Source organism: Streptomyces sp. NBC_00247, assembly GCF_036188265.1.
GTDB lineage: Bacteria > Actinomycetota > Actinomycetes > Streptomycetales > Streptomycetaceae > Streptomyces.
Window position 1 is genome coordinate 5,869,254 of the sequence record NZ_CP108093.1, and the last position, 24,515, is coordinate 5,893,768.

General features: G+C 73.9%; 19 protein-coding genes and 1 pseudogene. 8 read left to right on the top strand and 12 right to left on the bottom strand.

All coding sequences use genetic code 11. The features are described from left to right. Window positions 1-67: 67 nt before the first annotated feature. The 4 genes from OHT52_RS25535 to OHT52_RS25550 form a co-directional block, all read right to left on the bottom strand. Window positions 68-961, bottom strand: a complete 894-nt coding sequence (locus OHT52_RS25535) for an alpha/beta fold hydrolase (protein WP_328722523.1) — start codon at window positions 959-961, stop codon at window positions 68-70. 117 nt (window positions 962-1,078) lie between these two features. After that, a complete protein-coding gene (locus tag OHT52_RS25540) occupies window positions 1,079-2,170 on the bottom strand; it encodes a DUF3533 domain-containing protein (protein ID WP_328722524.1) in 1,092 nt (363 codons plus the stop codon). 80 nt (window positions 2,171-2,250) lie between these two features. After that, on the bottom strand, window positions 2,251-3,282 hold the full coding sequence (locus tag OHT52_RS25545) for a DNA polymerase Y family protein (RefSeq protein ID WP_328722525.1): 1,032 nt from the start codon (window positions 3,280-3,282) through the stop codon (window positions 2,251-2,253). After that, window positions 3,279-6,740: a DNA polymerase III subunit alpha gene (locus tag OHT52_RS25550; protein WP_328722526.1), complete on the bottom strand. Its 3,462-nt coding sequence runs from the start codon at window positions 6,738-6,740 to the stop codon at window positions 3,279-3,281. The genes OHT52_RS25545 and OHT52_RS25550 overlap by 4 nt, the downstream gene beginning before the upstream one ends. Window positions 6,741-7,071: 331 nt before the next feature. Between OHT52_RS25550 and OHT52_RS31555 the strand changes: the two genes are divergently transcribed. The 3 genes from OHT52_RS31555 to OHT52_RS25570 all read left to right on the top strand — a co-directional run bounded on the left by OHT52_RS31555 (window position 7,072) and on the right by OHT52_RS25570 (window position 10,517). Continuing rightward, on the top strand, window positions 7,072-7,677 hold the full coding sequence (locus OHT52_RS31555; RefSeq protein WP_443046664.1) for an ABATE domain-containing protein: 606 nt from the start codon (window positions 7,072-7,074) through the stop codon (window positions 7,675-7,677). A gap of 114 nt (window positions 7,678-7,791) precedes the next feature. Further along, a complete protein-coding gene (locus OHT52_RS25565) occupies window positions 7,792-8,688 on the top strand; it encodes an esterase/lipase family protein (protein ID WP_328722527.1) in 897 nt (298 codons plus the stop codon). 278 nt (window positions 8,689-8,966) lie between these two features. Beyond that, complete coding sequence (locus tag OHT52_RS25570; protein WP_328722528.1) at window positions 8,967-10,517, top strand: trifunctional class I SAM-dependent methyltransferase/NUDIX hydrolase/VOC family protein; 1,551 nt, start codon at window positions 8,967-8,969, stop codon at window positions 10,515-10,517. Between the two features lie 50 nt (window positions 10,518-10,567). On the opposite strand, the gene OHT52_RS25575 is transcribed toward OHT52_RS25570, so the two are convergent. From OHT52_RS25575 to OHT52_RS25585, 3 genes and pseudogenes are all read right to left on the bottom strand, one after another. After that, window positions 10,568-10,930: a VOC family protein gene (locus OHT52_RS25575; protein WP_328723900.1), complete on the bottom strand. Its 363-nt coding sequence runs from the start codon at window positions 10,928-10,930 to the stop codon at window positions 10,568-10,570. A 48-nt stretch (window positions 10,931-10,978) separates the two neighbouring features. After that, window positions 10,979-11,506: pseudogene (locus OHT52_RS25580) on the bottom strand (DUF402 domain-containing protein); the annotation flags it as partial. Then, window positions 11,478-12,407 (bottom strand): GNAT family N-acetyltransferase, encoded by a 930-nt coding sequence (locus OHT52_RS25585; protein WP_328722529.1) that lies wholly within the window; start codon window positions 12,405-12,407, stop codon window positions 11,478-11,480. The pseudogene OHT52_RS25580 and the gene OHT52_RS25585, both read right to left, overlap by 29 nt. A 71-nt stretch (window positions 12,408-12,478) precedes the next feature. Here OHT52_RS25585 and OHT52_RS25590 point away from each other — a divergent pair, with 71 nt between their 5' ends. Next, on the top strand, window positions 12,479-12,853 hold the full coding sequence (locus tag OHT52_RS25590; protein WP_328722530.1) for a GntR family transcriptional regulator: 375 nt from the start codon (window positions 12,479-12,481) through the stop codon (window positions 12,851-12,853). Between the two features lie 73 nt (window positions 12,854-12,926). Here the strand turns inward: OHT52_RS25590 and OHT52_RS25595 are convergent, their stop codons facing one another. After that, window positions 12,927-14,021 (bottom strand): DUF5925 domain-containing protein, encoded by a 1,095-nt coding sequence (locus OHT52_RS25595; RefSeq protein ID WP_328722531.1) that lies wholly within the window; start codon window positions 14,019-14,021, stop codon window positions 12,927-12,929. Window positions 14,022-14,308: 287 nt separating this feature from the next. On the opposite strand from OHT52_RS25595, the gene OHT52_RS25600 reads away from it, so the two are divergent. Continuing rightward, window positions 14,309-14,572 (top strand): hypothetical protein, encoded by a 264-nt coding sequence (locus OHT52_RS25600; protein WP_275494980.1) that lies wholly within the window; start codon window positions 14,309-14,311, stop codon window positions 14,570-14,572. 405 nt (window positions 14,573-14,977) lie between these two features. Here OHT52_RS25600 and OHT52_RS25605 read toward each other — a convergent pair whose 3' ends face one another. The 3 genes from OHT52_RS25605 to hmgA all read right to left on the bottom strand — a co-directional run bounded on the left by OHT52_RS25605 (window position 14,978) and on the right by hmgA (window position 18,717). After that, window positions 14,978-16,165: a type ISP restriction/modification enzyme gene (locus OHT52_RS25605; protein ID WP_443046813.1), complete on the bottom strand. Its 1,188-nt coding sequence runs from the start codon at window positions 16,163-16,165 to the stop codon at window positions 14,978-14,980. A 246-nt stretch (window positions 16,166-16,411) separates the two neighbouring features. Further along, on the bottom strand, window positions 16,412-17,296 hold the full coding sequence (locus tag OHT52_RS25610; protein ID WP_328722532.1) for a GntR family transcriptional regulator: 885 nt from the start codon (window positions 17,294-17,296) through the stop codon (window positions 16,412-16,414). Window positions 17,297-17,346: 50 nt separating this feature from the next. Then, on the bottom strand, window positions 17,347-18,717 hold the full coding sequence (hmgA, locus tag OHT52_RS25615; protein WP_328722533.1) for a homogentisate 1,2-dioxygenase: 1,371 nt from the start codon (window positions 18,715-18,717) through the stop codon (window positions 17,347-17,349). Between the two features lie 204 nt (window positions 18,718-18,921). On the opposite strand from hmgA, the gene OHT52_RS25620 reads away from it, so the two are divergent. The 3 genes from OHT52_RS25620 to OHT52_RS25630 all read left to right on the top strand — a co-directional run bounded on the left by OHT52_RS25620 (window position 18,922) and on the right by OHT52_RS25630 (window position 23,607). Beyond that, window positions 18,922-19,533: a TetR/AcrR family transcriptional regulator gene (locus OHT52_RS25620; protein ID WP_328722534.1), complete on the top strand. Its 612-nt coding sequence runs from the start codon at window positions 18,922-18,924 to the stop codon at window positions 19,531-19,533. Between the two features lie 115 nt (window positions 19,534-19,648). Next, the gene (locus tag OHT52_RS25625; protein WP_328722535.1) at window positions 19,649-21,829 is read left to right on the top strand and encodes a molybdopterin-dependent oxidoreductase; all 2,181 of its coding nucleotides are present in this window, start codon (window positions 19,649-19,651) and stop codon (window positions 21,827-21,829) included. Window positions 21,830-22,179: 350 nt separating this feature from the next. Beyond that, complete coding sequence (locus OHT52_RS25630; RefSeq protein WP_328722536.1) at window positions 22,180-23,607, top strand: ABC transporter ATP-binding protein; 1,428 nt, start codon at window positions 22,180-22,182, stop codon at window positions 23,605-23,607. A gap of 133 nt (window positions 23,608-23,740) precedes the next feature. On the opposite strand, the gene OHT52_RS25635 is transcribed toward OHT52_RS25630, so the two are convergent. Then, window positions 23,741-24,508, bottom strand: coding sequence for a GbsR/MarR family transcriptional regulator (locus tag OHT52_RS25635; RefSeq protein ID WP_328722537.1), 768 nt, complete (start codon window positions 24,506-24,508; stop codon window positions 23,741-23,743). Window positions 24,509-24,515 lie beyond the last annotated feature (7 nt).

A 24,515-nucleotide genomic window follows, 5' to 3' on the forward strand; every position in this document is an offset into this window, starting at 1 on the left:
GGTGAAGGGCGGGCCGCCATCCGGGAGGCCCGCCCTCATCGTGCGGTCGAAAGGGTTCCGGCGGAGCTCAGCTCATCGAACCGACGCTGGACTCACGTTCGTCCAGGAGCCAGTTCAGTACCCGCGGGAGCACCGACAGGGCGTCGAAGTGGGCCGCGGTCGGTTCGAGCACGGTGGTCGCGCCCGGAATCCTTCCGCCCAGCCAACGGGAGTGGCTGGCCGGTGAGAAGACGTCCTTCTCGCCGTGCCAGAGCATCACCGGGCAGGTGATGTCGGCCGGGTCGAAGCCCCACGGCCTGCTGAAGGCGATGGCGTCGTCGATCCAGCCGTACGCCGAAGTCCGCAGACCCTCGCTGTAGTTGCGCAGCAGCAGTGAGCGGATGCCCGCGTCGTTCACCACCACCCTGTCGGAGTCGGTGAGTTCGCGCCGCAGGTCGTCCAGGAGCCGTACCGGGTCGACCCGGATCTCGGCGGAACGGACGATGAAGGACTCCGTGAGGCTGTCCGGGTCGGCCGCCGCGGTGGAGTACGCCAGCACGTTGGAGGCGGCCATCCCCTCGAACCAGTCGAGCCCCGGTGCGTCCCAGGGGGCCAGGGTGACCAGAGCGGCCGCCCTGGTCACCCGGTCGGGCATCAGTGCTGCGCAGGCCAGGGCGTGCGGGGCGCCGCCGGAGCGGCCCACCACGGCGAACCGTTCCAGGCCGAGGGCGTCGGCGATGGCGCGTACGTCCTCGACGACGTCGCTCACGCGGCGGCCCGGATGCCGGTCGGACTCGCCGTAGCCGGGCCGGTCGTAGGTGATGAGCTGGGTCTGGCGCTGGTACATGACCATGCCGCGCGGAGCGGGCCCGAGCCTGCTGCCCGGGGTGCCGTGCAGCAGGAAGACCGGTCTTCCGTGCAGATCCCCCTGACGCTCCACGATCAGGTGACGTCCGTCCGTCACGCGCACCCGATTGCGCACCCGTACCTCCTCAAGTCCCCGGCCGGCCCGGGCGTTTGTGCCCGGTGCGCGCTGCCTCATTTCGATGATGGGTCATCAAAGGCCTTATGCGCACTACCTGTTGGGAGGGAAACGGAGTCACACGGTGTGTGCGCCCCCTGGAGGGGTTCCCGTGCTTCCTGAGGCGCCGGGTGACGGACGCGGCGTGCCGCCGGTCCCACCGGTTCCGTTGGCGTCCGTCCGCTTGTGGCGCAGGGAGAGCAGCAGTGTCAGGGCCGTACCGGCCACCGCCCAGGCGGAGAGGACCAGCAGGGATCCGGTGACCGCGTTGCCCCGGAAGTAGGCGATCGAACGGGCGACCCAGGTGCCGGCGCCCGGGGGCAGGGCCGGGCCGATCGCGCGCCAGAAGTCCGGCAGCATCGGCAGCGGGAAGGCGCCGCCCGCGCTCGGGTTGCCCGCGATCACGATGATCAGGACGGCCAGCCCGATGCCGACGATGCCGGTCAGCGCCTGCAGGGCGAGGGTGATCATGCCGGTGGCGAAGACGACCAGCGCGCCCAGTCCCGCCAGTCCCCAGAGGCTGCCGGGCAGCGCGCCGAGGACGGGCCCGACGATGATCGCGCCGCCGATGCCGCCCAGCACCGAGTACACCGCCATGACCAGGGTGCGGATGAGCGCGCGTCGGAGACTGGCCGGCCGGGAGCCCGCGCTGATCGCGAGGATCGAGGCGCAGAGATAGCCGCCCACGCACCAGCCGACGACCAGGTAGAAGGACGAGAGCCCGTCGAAGTCGTCGGAGGAAGCAGGGGCCAGGTCGACGGTCCGCACGGTGCGCTGCTGCTGGGCCAAGGCCGCGGTGGTGGTCTTCTCCAGGGAGGTGGCGAGCGCGGAGCCGCCGCCGGAGGCGACGAACAGGGTGTCCGTCGTGCCGGTCGGGTTCACCACGAGGGCGCCGTCGATCTCACGGTTCATGATCTGCCGGCGTGCCTCGGCGGCGTCGTCGACGGCGCGTGGGTCGAGCGGGCCGCCCGGGAGCCCGTCCAGATCGGTGACCAGCTGCTGGGACGCCTGCGGGGGCGCCACGACACCGAAGGGGACGTCGGTCGGCACCGGCCGGTGCAGCGCGCCCACGTAGGAGGCGATGAAGAGCAATTGGAGGACCAGCACGCCCAGGACCAGCAGGGCGGCCCGTGGCGTGACGGCCTGTTTGACCTCGCCGGCGAAGTTCATGCCCCCACGCTCGATCCGGCCGGCACTTCGCGCAGGCGGTGCGGGCCGAATGGCGCAAGGGGGCGGCGGCCCGCCCGTTGTCACGCGGCGGGCGGGTGCCTTCGAGGTGCCCCCGCCGGCGCCGGGGCCAGGCTCGCGGGCCGTACGGCCCCCGCGCCGAAGCGCCGGCGGGCCCGGTCCGAGGCGGCCTCGGCGGCGCGGGACCGGTCGTCGACCGGGTCCAGGGAGAGCTGGCGCGGGGCGTCCTCGGCGGGCGAGAGGGCGTCCGCACGCAGGGTGTAGGCGCGCACCCGGGCACGTTGCAGGCCGAGCGAGTCCAGCAGCCCCAGCGCGGCGGTGGCGAGGAGGGGGGAGTGACCGGTGGGTTCGGCACAGGTACGGGTCCGGGTGCTGGACGTCCGGTCGGCGTACCGCACGGTGAGCGTCAGCCGCCCGGCGACCTGGTGCCCGGCGCGCAGGCGCAGGCCCAGCCGTTCGGCCAGCCCCAGTACCGCCCGGTGGTGCAGTCCGGGGTCGAGGCAGTCCCGGTCGAGCACCAGATCGACGGAGAGGTGGGCGGCCGGCTCCTCGCGCACGACCGGACGGGGGTCGCGGCCCCGCGCGTGCTCGGCCAGCAGCCGAGCGGGACCGGCGCCCAGCAGACGCTGGAGGGTCAGCGGCGGCAGGTCGGCGATCTGGCCGATGGTGTGCACGCCGTACCGCCCCAGCGTGGTCGCCGTGGCGCGGCCGATGCCGGGCAGCGCGGTGACCGGGCGGGGGCGCAGCCAGGAGTCCGCCCGGTCGGCGGGGACCTCCGTGGTCTCGCCCGGCCCGGACACGTCGGCCGCCATGGCGGCCAGCATGCGGTTGCCGGCGAGCCCCGCTCCGCACTCGATCCCGTACAGGGCGAACAGGCGGAGCTTGACCATCTGGACCAGGTCGTACGGGGGCAGGCCGAAGTAGCGCAGCGCCGAGGTGAGGTCCAGCTGCACGGCGTCGGGCGGGACGGCCTGGACGTGCGGGGTGATGCCGGACATCAGCTCGACGATGTCGGCGTACCGCTCCTCGTCCGGCACCGCGTGCAGGTGCAGATGGGCGATGTGGCGGCGGCGGACCGGGCGGGGGGCCGTCATCCCGCGCTCCCCTGGCTGGTGTGGCCGAGCCTGCGCAGGTCTGCCGAGCGGCTGCCGGCCGGCTGGAGGTCGGCGTACGGGTGCAGCCGGGCGCCCGAGGTGCCGTTGGCCAGCGTGCGCCCCGGCTGTGCGGGCGTGGGGTGCGGGCGCTCCCCGCCGAGCAGCGCGAGCGCGGCGGCGGGGCCCTCGTCCCGGCGGGCCGCCGCGATCCGGTCCAGGTCCCAGGCCATGGTGCCGACCACGGAGCGCCGGTTGCCGCGCACCTGCACGGTGCCGCGCACCAGCAGCAGCCCGCTGTGGAAGACGGTGTGCGCGCACGCCGGGTGGGAGTCCTCGAAGAAGACCAGGTCGACCATGCCCGAGCCGTCCTCCAGGGTGACGAAGATGATGCGCTTGCCGCTGGCGATGGGCGGGGTCTGCGTGGAGGCCCGCACCCCGGCGACCAGGACCTGCTGCCCCTGGCGCACGTCGGCCAGGTGCGCGGCGTCCGTCGCGCCGATCTCCCGCAGCAGCCGGTGGTGGTGGACCATGAGGTGCCGGGACACGTCGATGCCCAGCGTGTTCAGCTCGGCGTCCAGCGCCTCGCGGCCGGTCATCTCCGGCAGACCGCTCGGCTCCGCCGCGCCCGCCGCGCCCGCGTGGAGGGCGAGCTGACCGTCGCCCGCGGAACGGGTGCGGGACTGCCGGTGCAGTTCGGCGACGTGCAGCAGCAGGTCCCGCCGGGTGAGCCGGCCCCCGTCGAGCCCGTCGAGCCCTGCGAACGCGCCGATCTCCACCAGGCGTTCCGCCAGCGGCCGGCTCGGGCGGGCCCGCTGCCAGAAGTCCGACAGCGAGTCGTAGGGCTGACCGGCCTCGATCCGGGCGCTCTCGTCCTCGGTGATACCGCGTACGGAGGACAGCGCGAGCCGCACCCCCCACCGCTCGTCGTCGGTCCGCTCCACGGCGTACCCGGTGCGGGAACGGTTGACGTCCACGGGAAGTACGGGCACGCCCCGGCGGCGGGCGTCGGCGACGACGACGCGCCTGGGCCACATCCCGGGGTCGTGTTCGAGCAGCCCGGCGAGGAGGAACGCGGGGTGGTGCGCCTTGAGCCAGGCGCTCTGCAGCGCCGGTACGGCGAAGGCCACCGCGTGCGCGCGGCAGAAACCGTAGGCGCCGAACGCCTCCACCGTCGCCCACACCTTCGCGCGGACCTCGGGGTCGTAGCCCCGGGCCGACGCGCGGTCGTGGAACCACTTCTTCATGGCGGGCAGCCGCTTCCCGTCCCCGAGCGCCCGGCGGCCCACCTCGGCCATCGCCCGGTCGCAGCCGGTCATCACGGAGAGGGTCTCGATGATCTGCTCGTGCCAGATGGTGACCCCGTAGGTGTCGGCGAGCACCGGTTCGAGGTCGGGGTGGGCGTAGGCGGGGGCTTTTCCGTGCCGCGCGGCGACGTACCGCTCGGGCATGCCTCCGGCGACCGGTCCCGGGCGGAAGAGGCTGATGTCGGCGATGACGTCCTGCGGATTGCGCGGCTGGAGACGGGAGAGCAGATCCTGCTGACCGGGCGATTCGAGCTGGAACAGCCCGATCGTCTCGCTCTGCTGGATGAGCTTGAACGCGAAGACGTCGTCGAGCGGCACCTGCTCCGGGTCGTCCAGGTCGATCCGGTCGCCGGTCGCGCGTTCGATCTCGTCGACGGCGTGGGCCATCGCGGACTGCATCCGTACCCCGAGCACGTCGAGCTTGATGTTGCCCAGCGCCTCCACCTCCTCCTTCGCGGCCATGGCCATGGGGTAGTCGCCCTGCGGGGTGGGCTGCACCGGCAGCCGGTCCAGCAGGCTCGCGTCGCTGATGATCACCCCGCACGGGTGCATGGCCATGCCGTGCACCAGGGAGTCGAGCCCCTCGGCGAGCTCCCACAGCGGCCCGTAACGTTTCGCCCGGGACGCCAGAGCGCGCAGCTCGGGCAGTTCGGCGAGGGCGCTCGTGATGTCGGAGGCCCGCAGGTGCGGGAAGCTCTTGGCGATCCGGTCCACCTCGTCCGGCGCGATGCCGAGCGCGAGGCCGGTGTCCCGCAGCGCGCGGCGGGCCCGGTAGGTCTCGGGCATCGCGGTGACCGCGACCCGCTCCTTGCCGAACCGGGCGAAAATCGCGTCGTAGCACTCCAGCCGCCGCGCCGACTCCACGTCGATGTCGATGTCCGGGAGCGACGCGCGCCGCTCGCTGAGGAAGCGTTCGAACAGCAGCCGGTGATCCAGCGGGTTGGCGGTGGCGATGTCCAGGGTGTGGCAGACCATCGAGCCCGCTCCGGAACCACGGGCCGCGACCCGGATGCCCAGCTCGCGGATGTCCGCCACCGCCTGGCCGACGGCGAGGAAGTACGAGTCGTACCCCAGCCGGGAGATCACCCCGAGTTCCATCTCCAGCCGCTCCCGGGCGTCCGCGTCACGGTCCAGGCCCCGGCGGACCAGCCCCGCCTCGGAGCGCTCGCGCAGCAGCCGGGCGGCGCCCCCGGCGTCCGGCCCGGCGCCGAACAGGGACGCTTCCGGGAAGTGCCGCCTCCCCAGGCCGAGGTCCGCCCCCGGGGCGAGGACGCACCCGGCGGCCGTCGCGGCGGTGTCCGCGAGCAGCCGGCGTGCCCGGCGGTCGTCAAGACCGGCGGACGCGGCGATCGCGCGGGCGACGGCGACCATGGCGCCCTCGCCCTTGAGCCAGCGCTGTCCGCTGTCCAGGCGGCGCCGGTCGACGGGGCGCAGCAGCCGTGCGGCGTCCAGCACGTCGGCCAGGCGGTGCTGTGCGGGGTCTGCGTAGCGGACCGCGTTGGAGAGCACGGCGGTGACGCCGGTACGGTCGGCCAGCGCCAGGGTACGGGCCGCCAGCCGCAGCGACCCCGGGCCCGTGCCGGCCCGCTGGTAGGCCACGGTCTCCAGCCGCAGCCCGCTGCCGAAGATCTGCCGCCACGGCGCCAGCAGCTTCACCGCGACGTCCTCGCGGCCCGCCGCCAGCGCCCGTACCGGCTCCGACAGCGGGCCCAGCAGCACGGTCAGCCCGGGGCCGCCGTGCTCACGCAGCGCCGCCCACGGCACCACCGGCGCGACACCGGACACCGCTCCGGCGTGGGCCGCCGAGGTGATGCGGCAGAGCCGCGCCCAGCCGGTCCGGTCCTGCGCGAGCAGTACGACGCGCAGCGGCGGTTCGACGACGTGGGAGCCCCCGCGCGCGGGGGTGCGCGGACGCTCGGCCGGAGGCGGTGGGGCGAGGGCCTCCACCGCGAGGTCGATGCCGAAGACCGGCCGCACCCCTTCCCGGGCGCAGGCCTGGGCGAATCGAACAGCGCCGGTCACGGTGGACCGGTCGGTGAGCGCCAGATCCGGCAGGCCGAGTTCGGCCGCCCGCCGGGCGAGGAGCTCGGGGTGGGCGGCGCCGTAGCGGGCGGAGTAACCGGACGCGACGTGCAGATGGGCGAAGCCCGCCATGCCGCACCTCCATTCCGCCACCCCATTTCTGACTTTTTCCCGATACGTTCCTCGTACGTTCGTTCGATTACCTTAACTCCCTCGCCCCAGGTCGGCGAGCGGGTAAGGGGCCGGTCGGTGCGGAAGTAATCGAACAGAGGGCGGCGTGGTGAGCTGCCGGGCCGTCACCCCCGTCGCGCGGCGCGGGACTTGGGTCCGAGGGGGTCTTCGCGGTGCGCGTCCCCGCTGTCCCGCATGACCTTCGCCACCCGGTGCGGGCGGTGTTCCGCCCCGGCCGGACCGGGTGGCGCGTGCCTGGTGGGTGGCGAGAGTCGCCTGCCGGGATGGTGATGTGGACCTGGAGCATGTCCTTCTCCGCGGGAACCCGGCGCTCGACTTCGTCGCCGCACCGCGCGCACGCCGGTCCGCCCGGTTCGAGATGTTCGCGTCGCCGGACCGGCTGGACGCCCGGTGTCTCGAATCCGGCCTCGTCGACACGGTCGCTCCGGCCGGCGCCTCCCACGTGGGGCGGGCGACCGTCGTCCGGGAGGCCGTGTACGCGGCCGATCGCCGGAGCCCGCGCCCGCTGTGCGGGGCGGCCCCGGTGTCAGGCCTGCCGCGTCCGGTCCCGCACCTCCGGCCGCGCCCCGAAGCCGGCAGCCTTGTACGTGGCGGCGCCGCCTATGTGAGAACTCGGTGTGCACACGCGCACGCTCGACGAGCCCTCCTCCCGCGACCCGGCCACCGTGATCGCCCGGCCGTAGCCGCGACCGCGGTGGGACTCGGGTACGCCCGTCGGCTCGACCGGCCCCGGCTTCCCCGGGCCGACCGACCGCACCGTCACCGCCGCCGCGGCCTCGCCCCACTCGTCATGGGTGCCCAGGCGGCGGGCACCGTCCGCGTAGAGCGGTCCCGCCGGCGCCGTGCCGGCGTCCGCACAGTTTTTACCGACGCGTAACTTCCCCCGCGAACCTACTCGCGCGTAATTTGACATGAGCACATAAAGCTTGTGGTCCGGGCCACAGGGTGAACCCCCACATCGCAACTCCCTGAGCCGCAAGGAGATCCCACGATGCTGCCCTGGACCCGTACGCCGCGAGCCCCGCGTGCGCGGAGAACTCTCGCCGCCCTGCTCCTCGCCGTCGCCGCCCTCGCCGGCCCCTCGGCCGCCGCGGTGGCGGCCCCTTCCGCAGGGGAGGCCGCCGCCACCACGAGCGGCTGGAACGACTACTCCTGCAAGCCCTCCGCCGCGCACCCGCGTCCCGTCGTCCTCGTCCACGGGACCTTCGGGAACTCCGTCGACAACTGGCTCGTCCTCGCCCCCTACCTGGTGGCCCGGGGCTACTGCGTCTTCTCCCTCGACTACGGACAGCTCCCCGGCGTGCCGGTCTTCAACGGTCTCGGCCCCATCGACAAGTCCGCCGCCCAGCTCAGCGCGTTCGTCGACAAGGTGCTCGCCGCCACCGGCAAGTCGAAGGCCGACCTCGTGGGCCACTCCCAGGGCGGCATGATGCCGAACTACTACCTGAAGTTCCTCGGCGGCGCCGCCAAGGTGAACGCGCTCGTCGCCCTCGCCCCCGACAACCACGGCACCACCCTCCTCGGGCTGACCAAGCTGCTGCCCTACTTCCCCGGCGCGGAGTCCCTGCTGAACGCAGCCACCCCCGGCCTCGCCGACCAGGTGGCCGGATCGCCGTTCGTCACCAAGCTCAACTCCCTCCCCGACACCGTGGCCGGGGTGAAGTACACCGTCATCTCGACCCGGTACGACGAGGTCGTCACCCCCTACCGCACCCAGTACCTGAGCGGCGCGAACGTGCGCAACGTCCTGCTCCAGGACCTGTGCGCGGTCGATCTCTCCGAGCACGTCCTCATCGGCACCACCGACAAGATCGCCTTCCACGAGGTGGCCAACGCGCTCGACCCGGCGCACGCCACCACGACGGACTGCACCTCCGTGCTCAGCTGAACGACGTCCCGTACGGCCCCCGACGGGCCGGGTGCCGTACGGGACCCGCCGGTCCGGCGGCCCCGGCCCCGGCCCCGGCATTCGTACGTACGGTTTCCGGGAGCCGGTCGGGAGCCGGCCGGGAAGCCGGAAGAACCGTCGGCGTCGGGCCGTCAGGGCCGTGGAAAAGCGTGTTGGCGCGCGTCCGGGCCGCAACCCCTGCCGTGTACGGCCGGGACCAGTCCCAATTCGTACCGTCCGTGCTCCGACGGCCGCCCGCTGCTGGGACCATGGAAGTCATGACGACGATCAGTTACTGGGACGAGGCCGCCGACTCCTTCGACGAAGAACCCGACCACGGAATGCTCGACCCCGTCGTGCGCGACGCCTGGGCGCGGCGCCTGCAGAACTGGCTCCCCGTCACCTCCTGCGAGATCCTCGACCTCGGCTGCGGTACCGGCAGCCTCTCCCTGCTCGCCGTGGGCCAGGGCCACCGGGTCACCGGGGTCGACCAGTCGCCGCGCATGGTCGAGCAGGCGCGGGACAAACTCGCGGGAACCGGCTCCGAAGTGCTGATCGGCGACGCCGCCCGGCCGCCCACGGGCGGCCGGCGGTTCGACGTCGTCCTGGTCAGGCACGTCCTCTGGGCACTGCCCGATCCCGTGGCGGCCCTGGAGACCTGGTTCGGCCTGCTGAAGCCCGGCGGGCGGCTCGTCCTGATCGAGGGCGTATGGGGCGGGGTGGGCATCTCCGCCGAACTGCTCACCGCCCTGCTCGCCCCGCACACCGAGCGGATCCACCACGAACCGCTCTCCGGGGACTCCCGACTCTGGGGCAAGGACGTGGACGACGAGCGGTACGCCGTCGTGGCCCGCGCCGAACCCCCAAGCCGCCACACCGAGGTCGTCGACGTCCACCTGATCCTCCGGCACGGCCCCCGGGTGCTGCTCGCCCGCCGGGCCGGCACGGGCTACGCGGACGGCCTCCTCCACCTGCCCTCCGGCCACCTGGAGGACGGCGAGGACGTGCGCGAGGCGATCGTGCGCGAGGCGGCCGAGGAGATCGGGATCACCCTCCAGCCGGAGGAACTGCGCGTCGCCCTCGTCATGCACCACCGGGGCCCCGGCGGCAACCCGCGCACGGGCTGGTTCTTCGAAGCGGAGTACGACTCCGAGCGGGCGCCGTACAACGCGGAGCCCGACAAGTGCTCGGAGCTGGGCTGGTTCCGGCTGGACTCACTGCCCGAGGACATGGTCGCGTACTGCCGGGCCGGACTCGACGGATACCGTTCGGGTGAGCACTTCCTGATCCACTGGCACGAGGACGGCGACGCGGTCGCCCACGACCCCGACGGCCCGCGCCGCGCCGTCCCGCTGGCGTCGGCGGGAGCCGGTACCGGACGGGTGCATCACATCGAGCTGTGGGTCGCCGACCTGGCGGTGGCGGCGCCCGGCTGGGACTGGCTGCTCGGCCGGCTGGGCCACCTGCCGTACCAGCGCTGGTCCCACGGCCGCAGCTGGCGGCGCGGCGACAGCTACGTCGTGATCGAGGAGTCGCCGGACGCGGTCGCACGCACCCACGACCGGCTCCGCCCCGGCCTCAACCACCTGGCGTTCCACGTCGAGGACCGGGAGGCGCTCGACGCACTCGCGGCGGAGGCCCCGGCGCACGGCTGGCGGCTGCTCTTCGCCGACCGGCACCCCTACGCGGGAGGCGAGGGCCACCGGGCCGCGTACCTGGAGAACGACTCGGGATTCGAGGTCGAGCTCGTGGCGGGCGGTCCGGCCCGGGAGGAGCCCGCGCCGTGCGCGGGCGAACCGGCGGCCGGGAGGCAGGTCCCCGCCGTCTGACGGGCCGTACCCGCCCCGTACCGGGTCCGGTGCGGGGCGGACGTGAACGGTCAGCGGGCGACGATGCAGAAGGGGTGGCCCGCCGGGTCGGTGAGGACCCGCCACCGGGCGCCGGCCGGCTGGAACGCCGGCTTCGCCGCGCCCAGTTCCAGAAGCATGCCCTCCGCCTCGTCGAGATCGTCGACGTCGAAGTCCAGATGCGCCTGCTGGGGCGTGGTGCCACCGTCGCCGGGCCACTGGGGAGCCCGGTGGCCCTCCACCCGCTGGAAGCCGATGTGCAGACCGTCCTCGCGGGTGAGACCGGCGAACCCGGCGCCGGAACCGGGGTGGAGGGCGTATCCGGTGGCCCGCTGGTAGAAGGCCGCCAGCGCCAGGGGGTCGGGGCAGTCGAGGGCGATCGAGGTGAGCCTCATCCGCCGGGGGTGTGCGTCCGGGCCGGGGCGGGACGCCCCGGCGTCCGTCAGCAGTGCCGGAAGCAGGCCCGCCCGGGCGATGCCCTCCAGCGCGTCCAGGGCGCCGGCCGCCTCCCGGGCCGCGACCGGATCGCGCTCGGCCAGCCCGCTCGCCGCGAACTCGTCCTCGTCCAGGCGCAGGATCTCGGAGGCGTCCGCGGACACCCAGAGGTCCAGGTCCAGATCCTCCACCCGTACCTCGCCGCCGCCGACGACGCAGGGGCGGGTGATGTCGCAGTACCAGCCCTTCAACAACCCGTCGCCCGTGCGGACTTCCTTCACCGCGTACCACCGGTCGCGCCAGTAGTGCTCGGTGAGGACGTCGCCGGGCGCGAACGCCACGAACCCGAAGTCCCGTACCCCCGGGGCGGCCCACGGGGCGAGGACGGTCACCCGGCTGCCGTCGTCGGCCAGTTCCCGGGCCGGGTAGCGGATCTTCGTCCGTCCGGCCTTGGTCAGGACGACGGTCACCTCCGCGGCAACCTCGCCCGTCCCGTCAGCGGGTCCGTCAGCGGGTGATGCCGAGTGTGCGGACATGACGTACCTCCGTGGCGCATGTCTGGTAACCGAACCAGGCGTTGATGGCGAGCATGGGGCCGTTGCCGGCGTCGTTGCCGGTGTAGGCCATGGTGAATCCGGCGTCCTTGGCGCGGTGCAGGGAGTCGTTCTTCGCGATCTTGGCAAGACCGCGCCCCCGGTGGGCCCGCCCGGTGCCCGTCATCCCGGAGGCGTACCGGGTGGCGCCGTCGGTGGTCGCCAGGCTGAAGGCGGCGGGCTCCCCGTCGACCAGGACCACCGAGGTGAGCGAGCGGTCGACCACGGGATGGTGCCAGGTCGAGGCCAGCCAGTGCTCGTAGTCGGTGAGCAGGCTCGGGACATCGCCCGGCTCGTCCGCCGTGACCTCGGCGTCCAGGGCGAAGAGCGCTCGCGGGTCGTCCGCGAAGTCCTCCGCACTCCTCAACTCCACACCGGGTGGCAGTTCTCGACGTGGCGGCAGGCGTTCCGTCGCCAGGTCGAGCGAGAGGAAGTGGGCGGAGCGGCTCGGTGCGTACCCCCGCACGCGCGCGAAGGCACGGCTGACCGGATCGTCGAGCACCCAGCTGAGGATCTCCACCGCGCCCAGACCGGCGAGATGGGCCTCGGCCACCCGGACCAGTCCGGACCCGCTGCCCCGGCCGAGCCGGTCGGGGTGGGTGTAGACATTGCAGAAACCCTGCCCCGGCCGGGCGCTGTCGTGGCAGATGCCGACCTGCGCGGTACCGATCACCTCGCCCCGGTCCTCGGCCACGAGCAGCCGCAGATGCCGTTCGGGAGGGGAGGTCGCGAGGTCGTGCGCCCACTGGCCGGGAACGGAGACCAGAAACGGAAGGGCCGCGCGCCGCACCGCCTCCCAGCCGTCGGCGTCCTCCGGACGGAAATCCCTGACGGTCACAGTCATGGCGCGACCCTACGCAGAGGATGTGACGGGCCGCCTCCGGATTTCCGGGCGGGAGGTGCAGAATCTGCACCGTGACTCTGACGATCGTGATCGACCCGGACACCGGTACCGCCCCGTACGAGCAGCTGCGCGCGCAGGTCTCCGAACAGGCCCGCTCGGGCGCCCTTCCGGTGGGGTACCGGCTGCCGACCGTGCGCGGGCTCGCCGAAGAACTCGGCCTGGCCGCCAACACGGTGGCCAAGGCCTACCGCGCGCTGGAGGCCGACGGCGTGATCGAGACCCGGGGCCGCAACGGCACCTTCGTCGCGGCGGCCGGGGACGCGGCGGACCGCAGGGCGGCGACCGCCGCACAGGCCTACGCGGACCAGGCCAGGCGCCTCGGGCTCTCCCGCGCCGAAGCCCTCGCCCTCGCCGAGGACGCGGTGCGCGCGGCGTACGAGGACTGAGGGCGGCGTACGGAGGCGAACGGGCGGCGCCCGCCGTGAGGTTGGCGGCGCCCGCTCGGGGGCCGGGGACCGCTCAGAGGTAGAGGCCCGCCTCCGCGCCCGCCTCCTGCTTCGGCACCGAGGCCGGTCCGCTGCCCCGCCGCAGCGCGAACAGCTCGGCGAGGGTCGCCCCCTCGCGGCCGACCCCCTCGTCCGTCCCCAGCCAGGACACCGCTTCGGGCCTGCTCAGCGGGCCGACCTCGATCCGTGCCAGGCAGCGGCCGGGCCGGACGACCGCCGGGTGCAGCCGCTCCAGGTCCTCGTTGGTGGTGACCGCCACCAGGACGTTCCGGCCCTGGCCGAGCAGGCCGTCCGTCAGGTTGAGCAGCCGGGAGAGCGCCTGGCCCGCCGTGTGCTTGGCCTCGCCCCTGATGAGTTCGTCGCAGTCCTCCAGGAGCAGCAGCCGCCAACGCCCCTTCCCCGAGCCGTCGTCCTCGCCGATCGCGATGTCCATCAGATAACCGACGTCGTTGAAGAGCCGCTCCGGGTCCAGGACGCAGTCCACCTGGCACCAGTCGCGCCAGGCGCGGGCCAGCGTCCGCAGCGCCGAGGTCTTTCCCGTCCCGGGCGGGCCGTGCAGCAGCAGGAGCCGGCCGGAGACGTCGTCCGGGGTGATCTTCATCAGCCCGTCCATCGCCCCGGCCACCTGGGCCGAGTAGTTGGGGCGGACCTCGTCCCAGGTGCCGGCGGAGATCCGGCGCGTGGTGCGGTGCGGCCCGCGCTGCGGCGAGACGTACCAGAAGCCCATGCTCACGTCCTCGGGCTGGGGTTCGGGCTCGTCCTGGACGCCGTCCGTCGCCTCCTTGACGACCCGTTCGGCCAGCTCGGCGCTGGTCGCGGTCACGTTGACATCGGCGCCCCTGCTCCACCGCCGGGCGAGCAGGGTCCAGCCCTCGCCCTCCGCGAGGGTCGCGCTCCGGCTGTCCTCCCGGGCGGTCCGCAGCACCGTCGCGCCCGGCGGCAGGAGAGTCCTGCCCGGCTTGACGCGCTCCAGCGACGAACTGTGCGCATACGGCTGCTCGCCCGTCGTGAAGCGGCCCAGGAACAGCGAGTCCATGACGTCGGAGGGAGAATCACTGTCGTCGACGGTGAGCCGGATCGGCAGCGCGGACTCGAGGTTGGCAGACATGCGCCCATGATCGGGCACCGTGCGGCCCGGCGCACCGGATTTCACCGACCGGGGGCAGGGGGCGTTCCCTCGTCCCGGTGGAGCGCGCGAGGGCGGCCGGCGCCGACGGGGGCGTGCGCGGGAGGACGCGAAACGCCCAAGTCCCGTCCGTATCAGGCAAATAGCGTGACACACCGTCAACCCTGCGGCCGTGTACGTAATCCTGCGCCCGGGATACGCGTGTGTCCTCGTGGAGCGATAGGGTTAACCTGCCCGCACCGGGTGCCCTCGTACGGGTGGGGAGTGACATGGAACAGATAACGGTCCGCAGCAGGCCGCGCGTGCCTGCCATCACATGTGGAAGCAGTGCGACCAGTTCGCGGCTCGACCGCCATCTCGCGGTGCTCGGCGGCCCCGCGCTGCCGCAGCGCGAGACCGCCGAGGCGACGCTGCTGATGCGCGAGCTGACCTCGCGCGACGCCGCGCACACCCGCGGCAGCAAGAGCGCCCGTGTGTCGCTCTTCGCCCCGCTGCGGCGACTGCGGCGCTCGCTGTTCGGCAGCCGCCACTGACGGGCCGGCCCTGCCGCGACCGGCCCGGCCACGCCGGACCCGGCCGCCACCGGCCGGCCGGTATCGGCCCGGCCACCACCGGGTCGGCCCCTCGCGCGGGTCGGCCCGGAAGACCGCTCTGTCCCGATGCGGGGCTGCCGCCTGCCCGCCCGCCCTCCCCGGGTGTACGGCGGCACCCGCTCCGGTGCCAAGAGCGGCACGGACGAACGGCGTACGGAGCCCGGCTCTTCCCGGCCCGTTCCTCGATACCCGCGCTCCGTACCGAATCGGCGCGCACCGCCCCGCGCCCCGCCGGCCCGTACACCGGCCGGCGCTCCTGCCCGCAGCGCGCGTGACGCCGGGCCGTCAGCGGGACGAAGACCACCAGCAGGCAGGGCCGGGGGCTCCCCCGAGGGGCGGGAGGCCTCACAGCAGGGCGAACTGCCCCTCCGGCCCCTCCTCCCGCCGGCCGAGCACCGACGCCGGGCGCCGCGCCGCCGCCGGGACCGGCAACACCCCGGCCGCGCGCAGCTCGTCCCGCCCGAGGGTCCGGGCCGCACCGATCCGCTCGGCCAGCTTCCGCCGGCGGTCACGGACCCCGTCGAGCAGGGCCAGCACGGTGATCAGCTCCAGCAGCTCCGAGGTCCACTCCCGGGGCCACCCGGCCGGCCCGATCGCGTCCAGCCCGTCCCGCTCCGTGTCCGCCCAGCTTGCCGCCCGCCGGGCGAACCAGACCTCCAGCATCCGCACACCGCCCACCCGGAACTCCCAGGCCTCGGCCGGGACCGGCGCGATCCGCCCCTCGTCGAGCAGCAGCGTCCCGCTCCCCGCGTCGTACGCCACCGAGCGGGGCCGGGGAGGCACCGCGGACCGTACGTACGGCCGCTGCCCACCGGGCAACCGGGGGCGCTCGCCACCACGCGCCCCGCGCAGCTGGATCCTGAGCAGCTCGCGGCCCAGCTCCACCCCGGCCGACCAGAGCGCCCCGTCGCACGGCAGGGGTACCAGGCACCCGCCGGGGGAGGGGGACGCGGCGGCCACGGCCCAAGCGAGCACCGCCTCCGGGGACACCGGTTCGCCGGCCGCGCCGAGACCGGCCGCGCCGAGTGCGGCGCACAGCCCCGGGGTCAGGTTGGGTTCCACACCGCCGGGGCGCCGGTAGAGCGGCCGGACGCGTCCGGGCCGGCCGGCGGGGGCGTACCCGTCGGGGAGCAGCGCCGTCACCGACAACGCGGGGCCCGAGTCCCCGGGGAGGAAGCCGTGTTCGAAGACGAAGAGCTGGTGGGTGTCGGCCACCCGCCAGAGCTCGGGCCGGGCCGCGTCGATCAGCCGGTGGTCCGGAATCAGCCACTGCTCGTCGAACGGCCCGTGCTGGACGCGTACCGGCTCCGGGTACGTCCCCGGCTCGCGGGCCAGCCGCCCGGTGGAGGCGGTCCGTCCCGGCAGCGCGGCGGCCGGAGTCCGCGGGGTACGCGACCGGGTGGGCCGGAACAGCCGCTCCTGCTCCTCGCCCCCGGCCCGTACCAGCCGTTCCCAGCGCGCCTTCAGGGACGCCGGGTCGGGGCCGACGACCCAGGACCGGCCGGTGCGCAGGGGCTGTACGGACCAGGGCATCAGCTCGTCCAGGGTGGGATGGCCGGCCCCCTGGCGCGGTACCGCGTGAGGCGCCCCGGAGCCCGGTCCGGGGCCGCGGTCGTCCCCGCCGCCGGGGCCCGCCGTGTCGCGGGCGCCCTCGGCCGCCCTGCCCGCTGCCACCGTGTCGTCCTCCCGCCCGCCACGTCCGCCCGCTTCCTCCCGGCATCGTAACGGGGCGGCAGGGCGCAGTACCGGGCCTCCGGCCGGCCCGCGGTACGCGAGGGCTCAGTCGGCGTCCACCGTCACCGAGAAGGAGAACCGGTCGCCCCGGTAGTGGATGCGGGCCACGTCGACCACCCGGCCCCCGGTGTCGTAGGTGACGCCGGTGAAGTGCAGGATCGGGCTGAGCAGCGGTACCCGCAGCAGCGCGGCGGTGGTCGGGTCGGCGAGCCGGGCTTCCACGGTGTCGGTGATCCGCGCTATGGAGACCCCGGCGGTGTCCCGCAGGATCTTCGTCATCGGCCACCGCTCCAGCTCGGCGGCGTCGACCCGGGCCGCGACCTCCGGACGCACCGTGTTCTCCGCCCAGTTGACGGGCTCTCCCGTCACCGCGTCGCGGCGCAGCCGCCGGTAGCCGACCACTTCCGCGCAGTCCGGGAAGTGATGGGCCAGTTCGCCGGGCACGGCGCCGGGCCCGTGGCCGAGGACGGTCGTCAGTTCGCCCGACTGCTGGGCCACGATCGCGTCGACGGACCCGAGCACCCGGACCGGCCGTACCCGCCTGGCCCGGGGCTCGATGAAGGTGCCGTGCCGCCGCTGCCGGCTGATCAGCCCCTCCGACTCCAGCTCCTTCAGCGCCTGGCGCATGGTCAGGACGCCGACCCCGTAGTGCCCGGCGAGCTTCTCCTCGGTCGGCAGCCGGGCCGGAGCGTCCTGCGGGCGGCCGAGTATCGAGGCGCGCAGCGACTGTGAGACCTGGTACCAGAGCGGGAGTTTTCCGTTCAGCACCAGCGAGTCCGGGGCGAAGGCGGCCGACCGGGCCCGCTCCGGCACCCCGGTGCCCGCGCCGCCGGCGGCCGGCCCCCCACCGGCGGGTTCCTGGCCGGCCGGAGCCCCGGCCACCGGCCCGCCCCGGCCGGTCCGGTTCCCGTTCGTACGTCCTGCCGGCATCCGGCCCCCTTCGACTCGTACGGCCTCGCCGGACCTGGCCCGGAGATCCCTCAGGGCCGGAAGTTGCTGTCCAGACCCTGCCACACTCCGTCGTATCCGCGCTGCAGATGGGGAGCGGAGGCCGCCTGCCCGGTGAGCGTCAACGGCCTGCGCGTCTCGAACATGAACGCCAGCCCGTCGTCGACCCGCTGCGGTACGAGCTCCGCCGCGCTCGCCCGGTCGAAGGTCTCCCGGTCGGGTCCGTGCGCCGACATCATGTTGTGCAGCGACCCGCCGCCCGGGACGAAGCCGCCCGCCTTCGCGTCGTAGGCGCCCTCGATCAGCCCCATGTACTCGCTCATCACATTGCGGTGGAAATACGGCGGCCGGAAAGTGTCCTCGCCGACCAGCCAGCGCGGCGCGAAGACCACGAAGTCGACGTCGGCCAGCCCCGGGGTGTCGGTCGGCGAGGTCAGCACGGTGAAGACCGACGGGTCGGGGTGGTCGTAGCTGATGGAGCCGATGACGTTGAAGCGGCGCAGGTCGTAGACGTACGGGGTGTGGCTGCCGTGCCAGGCGACGACGTCCAGCGGGGAGTGGTCGTAGGTCGCCTTCCAGAGGTTGCCGCAGAACTTGTTGATCACCTCGAACGGCCCCTCGCGGTCCTCGTACGCGGCGACCGGGGCGCGGAAGTCCCGTGCGTTGGCCAGCCCGTTGGCTCCGATCGGGCCCAACTCGGGCAGCTGGAAGGGGCTGCCGTAGTTCTCGCAGACGTACCCCCGGGCGGTCGCGTCGAGCAGCTCGGCCCGGAAGCGCACCCCGCGCGGGATCAGCGCCACCTCGCCGGGGGCCGCGCGCAGCAGGCCCAGTTCGGTGCGGAGCAGCAGGGCTCCCCGTTCCGGGACGATCAGCAGCTCGCCGTCGGAGTCGCTGAACACGCGTTCCTCCATGGAGGAGTTGGCGTGGTAGAGGTGGACCGCCATGCCGGAGCGGGCCGCCGCGTCGCCGTTGCCGCCCAGCGTCCACAGCCCGGCCACGAAGTCGGTGCCGGGGGCGGGATCGGGCAGCGGGTCCCAGCGGAGCCGGTTGGGGTCGGGTACGGACTCGGTGAAGGGCGCGGAACGCACGCCACCGTTGTCGGCACGTACGAACGCCGGATGCGCGGCGGAGGGCCGGATGCGGTACAGCCACGAGCGATGGTTACGGGCCCGGGGCTCGGTGAACGCCGAACCGCTGAGCTGCTCCGCGTACAGCCCGAGCGGCGCGCGCTGGGGGGAGTTGCGCCCGTGCGGCAGCGCGCCCGGGACCGCCTCGGAGCTGTGCTCGTTGCCGAACCCGGTGGAGTACGCCGGCCGGCCGGCCCCCGTCTCCCCGCCCTCCGTTCCCTCGCCCCCCGGGCCGCGTCCGTCGTCGGTGTGCCGCGTGCCGTCCGTACCGCCCATACCGCTGCTCCCGGTGCCGAGACGGGCCCCGCGGAACGCGCGGGAGCCGTGGAAGATGAATCCTGTGGAACACCGTAGGAATGGGGAGGGGGCCCGTCAACGCCAATCGCCGGACTCCGTGAGCCGCACCCGGGAGTCCGGGGTGCGCGCTGCGCCGGAAGGTCCCCGCGCCCGTCCCGCGCCCGAGGGCGGCATGATGGGGCCGTGTCCCATCCGAAACCGAACCTGCGCCGCGCCCCCGTCCAGCGGCGCAGCGCCGAACGGCTCGCCCGGATACTCGACGCCTGCGCGGCGCTCCTCGACGAAGCCGGCTACGAGGAACTCTCCACCCGGGCCGTCGCCGTCCGGGCCGAAGTGCCCATCGGCTCCGTCTACCGCTTCTTCCCCAACAAACGCGCACTGGTCGACGCCCTCGCGGTGCGCAACCTCACCTCCTACACCGAGCACCTGACCGTCCGGCTCGCCGCCGTCCCCGCCGCCGACTGGCGGGGCGCGATCGACGCCGTACTCGACGAGTACCTGGCGATGCGGCGCACGGTCCCCGGCTTCGCCCACGTCGACTTCGGGGCCGCCGCGCACGCCGACGACCCGCAGCACCGGGCGAACCACCGGCTCGCGGACCGGCTCGCCGGACTCCTCGCCAGGCACCTCGGCGGCAGCCCCGACGCGGACCTGCGGCGGGCCGTCCTGGTCGGCGTGGAGGCGGCCGACGCCACGCTCCAACTCGCCTTCCGCGACGACCCGTCCGGTGACCCGGCGATCGTCGCGGAGATCCGGGTGCTGCTCCACGCCTACCTCGCGCGGGTGCTCGACTGACGAGCGCGGCTGCGCTCGTTCCGGGGTCGCCCCGCCCCGGCCCGTCCGGGGACTCCCCCACATGCGTACCGGTCGGTATGCTCACGCTGTCCCAGTCGCTCCCCGGGGAGGCCCCGTGTCCGCCAACTCCCGTACCGCACCCCGTATCTGCCCGCTCTGCGAGGCCACCTGCGGGCTGACCCTCACCATCGAGGGGACCACCGTCACCGGAGCGCGCGGGGACCGTGAGGACGTCTTCAGCCGTGGCTTCATCTGCCCCAAGGGAGCCGCGTTCGGCGCGCTCGACACCGACCCCGACCGCCTCCGCACCCCACACGTCCGCCGCGAGGGCGTACTGCGCGAGGCGACCTGGGAGGAGGCGTTCGACACCGTCGCCGCACGTTTCTCCGCTGTCACCGGCGCCCACGGACCGCAGAGCGCCGGGCTCGTCCTCGGCAACCCCAACGTCCACACCATGGCCGGCGGCCTCTACCCGCCCCTGCTGATCGCCGCGCTGCGCACCCGCAACGTCTTCAGCGCCAGCACCCTCGACCAGATGCCCAAGCACGTCTCCAGCGGGCTGCTCTTCGGTGACGCCAACGCCATCCCCGTACCCGATCTCGACCGCACCGGCCATCTGCTGCTCATCGGCGCCAACCCGCTGGAATCCAACGGGAGCCTCTGCACCGCGCCCGACTTCCCCGGCCGGCTCAAGGCGCTCCTCGCCCGGGGCGGCACGCTCACCGTCGTCGACCCGCGCCGCACCCGTACGGCCAAGCTCGCCGGACGCCACCTCGCGATCCGGCCCGGCGCGGACGCCCTGCTGCTCGCCGCTCTCGCCCACGTACTCGTCACCGAGAAACTCACCGCCCCCGGAGCCCTCGCCGACCACCTGGACGGGCTCGACCGGCTCGCCGACGCCCTGGCGGACTTCACGCCGGAGGCGGTCGCCGGACCCTGCGACCTGGACCCCGCCACCATCCGCACCGTCGCGCGGGAACTCGCCGCCGCGCCCACCGCGGCCGTCTACGGACGCATCGGCAGCTGCACCGTCGCGCACGGCACCCTCGCGAGCTGGCTGGTGGACGTCCTCAACATCCTCACCGGCAACCTCGACCGCCCCGGCGGCGCCCTCTTCCCGCTCGCCGCCACCGCCCGTGCCCCGCGCCCGCCGGGCCCCGGCAAGGGCTTCGCCCTCGGCCGCTGGCGCAGCCGGGTCTCCGGACACCCCGAGGCCAAGGGCGAACTCCCCATGGCAGCACTGGCGGAGGAGATCGACACCCCCGGCGAGGACCGCATCCGCGCCCTCGTGGTGCTCGCCTCCAACCCGGTGCTCTCCGCTCCCGACGGCGACCGGCTCGACCGGGCGCTCGCCGACGGGCTCGACTTCATGGTCAGCGTCGACCCCTACCTCAACGAGACCTCCCGCCACGCCGACGTCGTCCTGCCCCCGCCGCCGCCCTCCCGCTCCGCCCACTTCGACTTCGCGCTCAACACCCTCGCGGTGCGCAACCAGGTCCGCTACACGCGCCCGGCCGTTCCCCTGGACGAAGGCGCCCTCGACGAGAGCGAGATCCTCGCCCGGCTGATCCTCGCCGTCGGCGGCACGCACGGGGCACCGCCGCGGAAGGTCGACGAACTCGCCATCACCGCCGCACTCGACCGGGCCGGGATGCCGGGGGAGTGGGCCGAACGCCTCTGCGGCACCACCGGCCCCGAGCGCAGGCTCGACCTGATGCTGCGGCTCGGCCCGTACGACCTCACCCTGGACGACCTGCTCGCCCATCCGCACGGCATCGACCTCGGACCGCTGCGCCCCCGGCTGCCCGACGTCCTGCGGACCCGCAGCGGGCGGATCGAACTGCTCCCGGAGCCGCTCGCCGACGACCTCGGCCGACTGCGGGCGGCCCTCGGCGACACCCCCGCCCCGCTGGTCCTGGTCGGCCGCCGCCACCTGCGCTCCAACAACAGCTGGATGCACAACATCCCCGCGCTGAGCGGCGGAACGAACACCTGCACCCTCCAGATCCACCCCGAGGACGCGCACCGGATCGGCCTCACGGACGGTACGAACGCCCGGATCGAAGCGGCCGGAGGCGCGATCGAGGCGCCCGCCGAGATCACCGACACGGTCCGCGCCGGAGTGGTGAGCCTGCCGCACGGCTGGGGACACGGCCGCCCCGGAACCCGGACGCCGGTCGCCGCCGCCCGGCCGGGAGCCAACGTCAACCAGCTGCTCGACGGCACCCTCCTCGACCCGCTCTCCGGAACCGCCGTACTCAACGGCTTCCCGGTCCTGGTGACGGCGGCCCGGTAGACCCCGGGGCGGGGTGGAGCGGGGTGGAGTGGAACGGGGCGGGGCCGGGGCGGCGGCACGGGTGCGCGGTCGCACCGCCGCCCGCCCGAACCGCTCCGGCCCCGACGCCGCCCGCCCGTACCGCCGTCCCGCGCCTGCCTCCGCAGCGCGGCCTCATCGCCAACTCCCTCGATCCCAGGGCGAAAATATTGCGCCAACCGGAATCTTCCATGGCACTTCCGGCCCAACGCGCCCCTGTCGTCGCAACCTTCGCGCGAGTCATTCACACGCCCCGCACTCTGGGTTAACTTCAGGCCACGCAGCCGCTCCCCACCGTGCAGCCGCATCACTTTTCCATGGGCGGAACCCTCATGACTCGCGCGATCTCTCTGCAGGACATCAGCAAGGCGTACGGACGGGGTCCGCGTGCAGTGGACCGCTTCTCGCTCGACATCGAACCCGGTGAGTTCGTGGTGCTGCTCGGCCCCTCGGGCTGCGGCAAATCCACGGTCCTGCGGATGATCGCGGGGCTGGAGGAGGCCACCGAAGGCGAGATCCTGCTCGACGGCGAACCGGCCTCCCATCTCCAGCCCCGCGAAAGGGGCATGGCGATGGTCTTCCAGAACTTCGCCCTCTACCCGAGCATGACGAACCGGGGCAACATCGGCTTCCCGCTCAAGCTCCAGAACCCGCGCGAGGACAACACCGAGCAGATCGAGGCCACAGCGCGGATGCTCGGCATCGAGGGAGTCCTCGACCGCTATCCGGGCCAGCTCTCCGGTGGTGAACGCCAGCGAGTCGCCATGGGCCGGGCCATCTCCCGCCGCCCCTCGGTCTTCCTGATGGACGAGCCGCTCTCCAACCTCGACGCCAAGCTCCGCAACCACCTGCGCGCCGAAATCGCCCAGCTCACGAAGGAGTTGGGGGTCACCACGGTCTACGTCACGCACGACCAGTCCGAGGCGATGTCCCTCGGCGACCGTGTCGCCGTGCTGCGTGGCGGAGTGCTCCAGCAGGTCAGCGCCCCGCGCCAGGTGTACGCCCTGCCGGAGAACGTCTTCGTCGCCGCCTTCATCGGCACCCCGAGGATCAACCTCCTCCAGGCCGTCGTCCACGCCCCGCTCGAAGGGCGGATGTCGCTCGATCTGGGGCGTCAGCGCCTCGCACTGCCCGAACCGCTCAGCCCCGACCACCAGTTGCTCCGCATCCAGCAGGGCCGCAGGATCATCGTGGGGCTGCGCTCCGAAGCCGTACGGATCGCACCGCCGAGCCAGGCCCGCCCCGGTGAGGTGGCGCTCGGTGGCATCGTCCAGCACGTGGAGTACCAGGGCCACGAGGCGCTGGTGCACCTCAGCACCGGATCGCAGCCGGCCGTGGTGCCCGACCTCGAATCCGCCCGCCCGGAGGTGTCCGCGCGCCGGCGCCGCACGACGGGCGGCCGGGCGGGAGGGGCGGTCCACGGTGACTCCTCGCGCGGCGGGCGCCGGGAGGGCACGGCCTGGGCCCGGGGCGGCGGCCTCGGCGTACTGGAACGCCTGCGGGAGAAGGCCGGCCACATCAGCGGACCGGTCGTGGCGCTCGGCGAGCCTCCCCACCACGGACAGCGGAACGCGATGAGCGGCCCCGACCGACCGGCCGTCAGCCCGGGCGACCTCGTCGTGCGCACCAGCCCGGACATGCGGCTGCGCACCGGCGGCCAAGTGCCCCTCCTGGTGGACCTGGCACACCTGTACGTCTTCGACCACCAGGGCCGCCGGATCTGTCCGCTGCCGAGGGACGTGCCGGGGCTGGACGTCTGAGCGGCGCGCCCGCACTTCACGCTCCCGTACGTCACGCGCCGGTACGTCACGCGCCGGTACGTCACGCGCCCGTACGTCACGCGCCGGTACGTCGGTCGTTCGCGCCACGCCCCCCGTGTGCGGTCGTGCGCCGTCAGCCCTCCGGACCGGCTCCGGAGGGCGTACCGGCTCCGTGACCTCCGTCCGGCGCCGCCGCCGGTTTCGCGACGAGGATGTCGCGGGCCTGCTCGGCGGCGCGAGCGATGCTCTCCGAGACGAAGTCGGTGAAGCGGGCGATGTTCTCCATGCGGTGGGCGGCCGGTGTGCCGGAACCCAGTACGCCGACGCCCTGCCGTGCCACTTCGGCGAGTTGGGCGGTGGAACGGGCACTGGCCATCACCGACTGGTACCAGACGTCGTCGTCGGCGACGTACCGCTCGCGGCGTCCCTCGTCGCGTTCGCGGCGGACGAGGCCCTGGCTTTCGAGGTACGCGATCGACTTGGAGACGGTCGCCGGGCTGACCTGGAGCCGCCGCACGAGTTCGGACGCGGTGACGCTGCCCGCGTCGGTGGTGTAGAGGCAGACCAGGATCCGGGCCATCATCCGCGACAGCCCCGACTGCACGAGGATGTCCGTGAACGTCTCCTCGTACGCGCGCACCGCCTCCGCGTCCCGTCCGGGTTCCAACGGCGCCCCGGCCTCCCGGACTTCCGCCTGCCGCGGGCGCTGCGCCCGGCGCCCGGTGGCGCGCTGGGCCTGGTCGGCGCGGTAGCCGGTGGGGCCGCCGTTGCGCATGACCTCGCGGGTGACGGTCGAGGTCGGGCGGTCGAGGCGCCGGGCGATCTCCGCGTAGGAGAGGTCGTCGGCCAGACCGAGCGCGATCTGCTGACGTTCCTGCTGGGTGAGTCTGCCTCCCGGCATCGCGTTC

Bases quoted from the DNA above. Each gene is read 5' to 3' on its own strand.
- OHT52_RS25540 (WP_328722524.1), bottom strand. From the start codon at position 2,170: ATGAACTTCGCCGGCGAGGTCAAACAGGCCGTCACGCCACGGGCCGCC.
- OHT52_RS25545 (WP_328722525.1), bottom strand. From the start codon at position 3,282: ATGACGGCCCCCCGCCCGGTCCGCCGCCGCCACATCGCCCATCTGCAC.
- OHT52_RS25550 (WP_328722526.1), bottom strand. From the start codon at position 6,740: ATGGCGGGCTTCGCCCATCTGCACGTCGCGTCCGGTTACTCCGCCCGC.
- OHT52_RS25565 (WP_328722527.1), top strand. From the start codon at position 7,792: ATGCTGCCCTGGACCCGTACGCCGCGAGCCCCGCGTGCGCGGAGAACT.
- OHT52_RS25570 (WP_328722528.1), top strand. From the start codon at position 8,967: ATGACGACGATCAGTTACTGGGACGAGGCCGCCGACTCCTTCGACGAA.
- OHT52_RS25575 (WP_328723900.1), bottom strand. From the start codon at position 10,930: ATGAGGCTCACCTCGATCGCCCTCGACTGCCCCGACCCCCTGGCGCTG.
- OHT52_RS25585 (WP_328722529.1), bottom strand. From the start codon at position 12,407: ATGACTGTGACCGTCAGGGATTTCCGTCCGGAGGACGCCGACGGCTGG.
- OHT52_RS25595 (WP_328722531.1), bottom strand. From the start codon at position 14,021: ATGTCTGCCAACCTCGAGTCCGCGCTGCCGATCCGGCTCACCGTCGAC.
- OHT52_RS25600 (WP_275494980.1), top strand. From the start codon at position 14,309: ATGGAACAGATAACGGTCCGCAGCAGGCCGCGCGTGCCTGCCATCACA.
- OHT52_RS25605 (WP_443046813.1), bottom strand. From the start codon at position 16,165: ATGCCCTGGTCCGTACAGCCCCTGCGCACCGGCCGGTCCTGGGTCGTC.
- OHT52_RS25610 (WP_328722532.1), bottom strand. From the start codon at position 17,296: ATGCCGGCAGGACGTACGAACGGGAACCGGACCGGCCGGGGCGGGCCG.
- hmgA (WP_328722533.1), bottom strand. From the start codon at position 18,717: ATGGGCGGTACGGACGGCACGCGGCACACCGACGACGGACGCGGCCCG.
- OHT52_RS25630 (WP_328722536.1), top strand. From the start codon at position 22,180: ATGACTCGCGCGATCTCTCTGCAGGACATCAGCAAGGCGTACGGACGG.
- OHT52_RS25635 (WP_328722537.1), bottom strand. From the start codon at position 24,508: ATGCCGGGAGGCAGACTCACCCAGCAGGAACGTCAGCAGATCGCGCTC.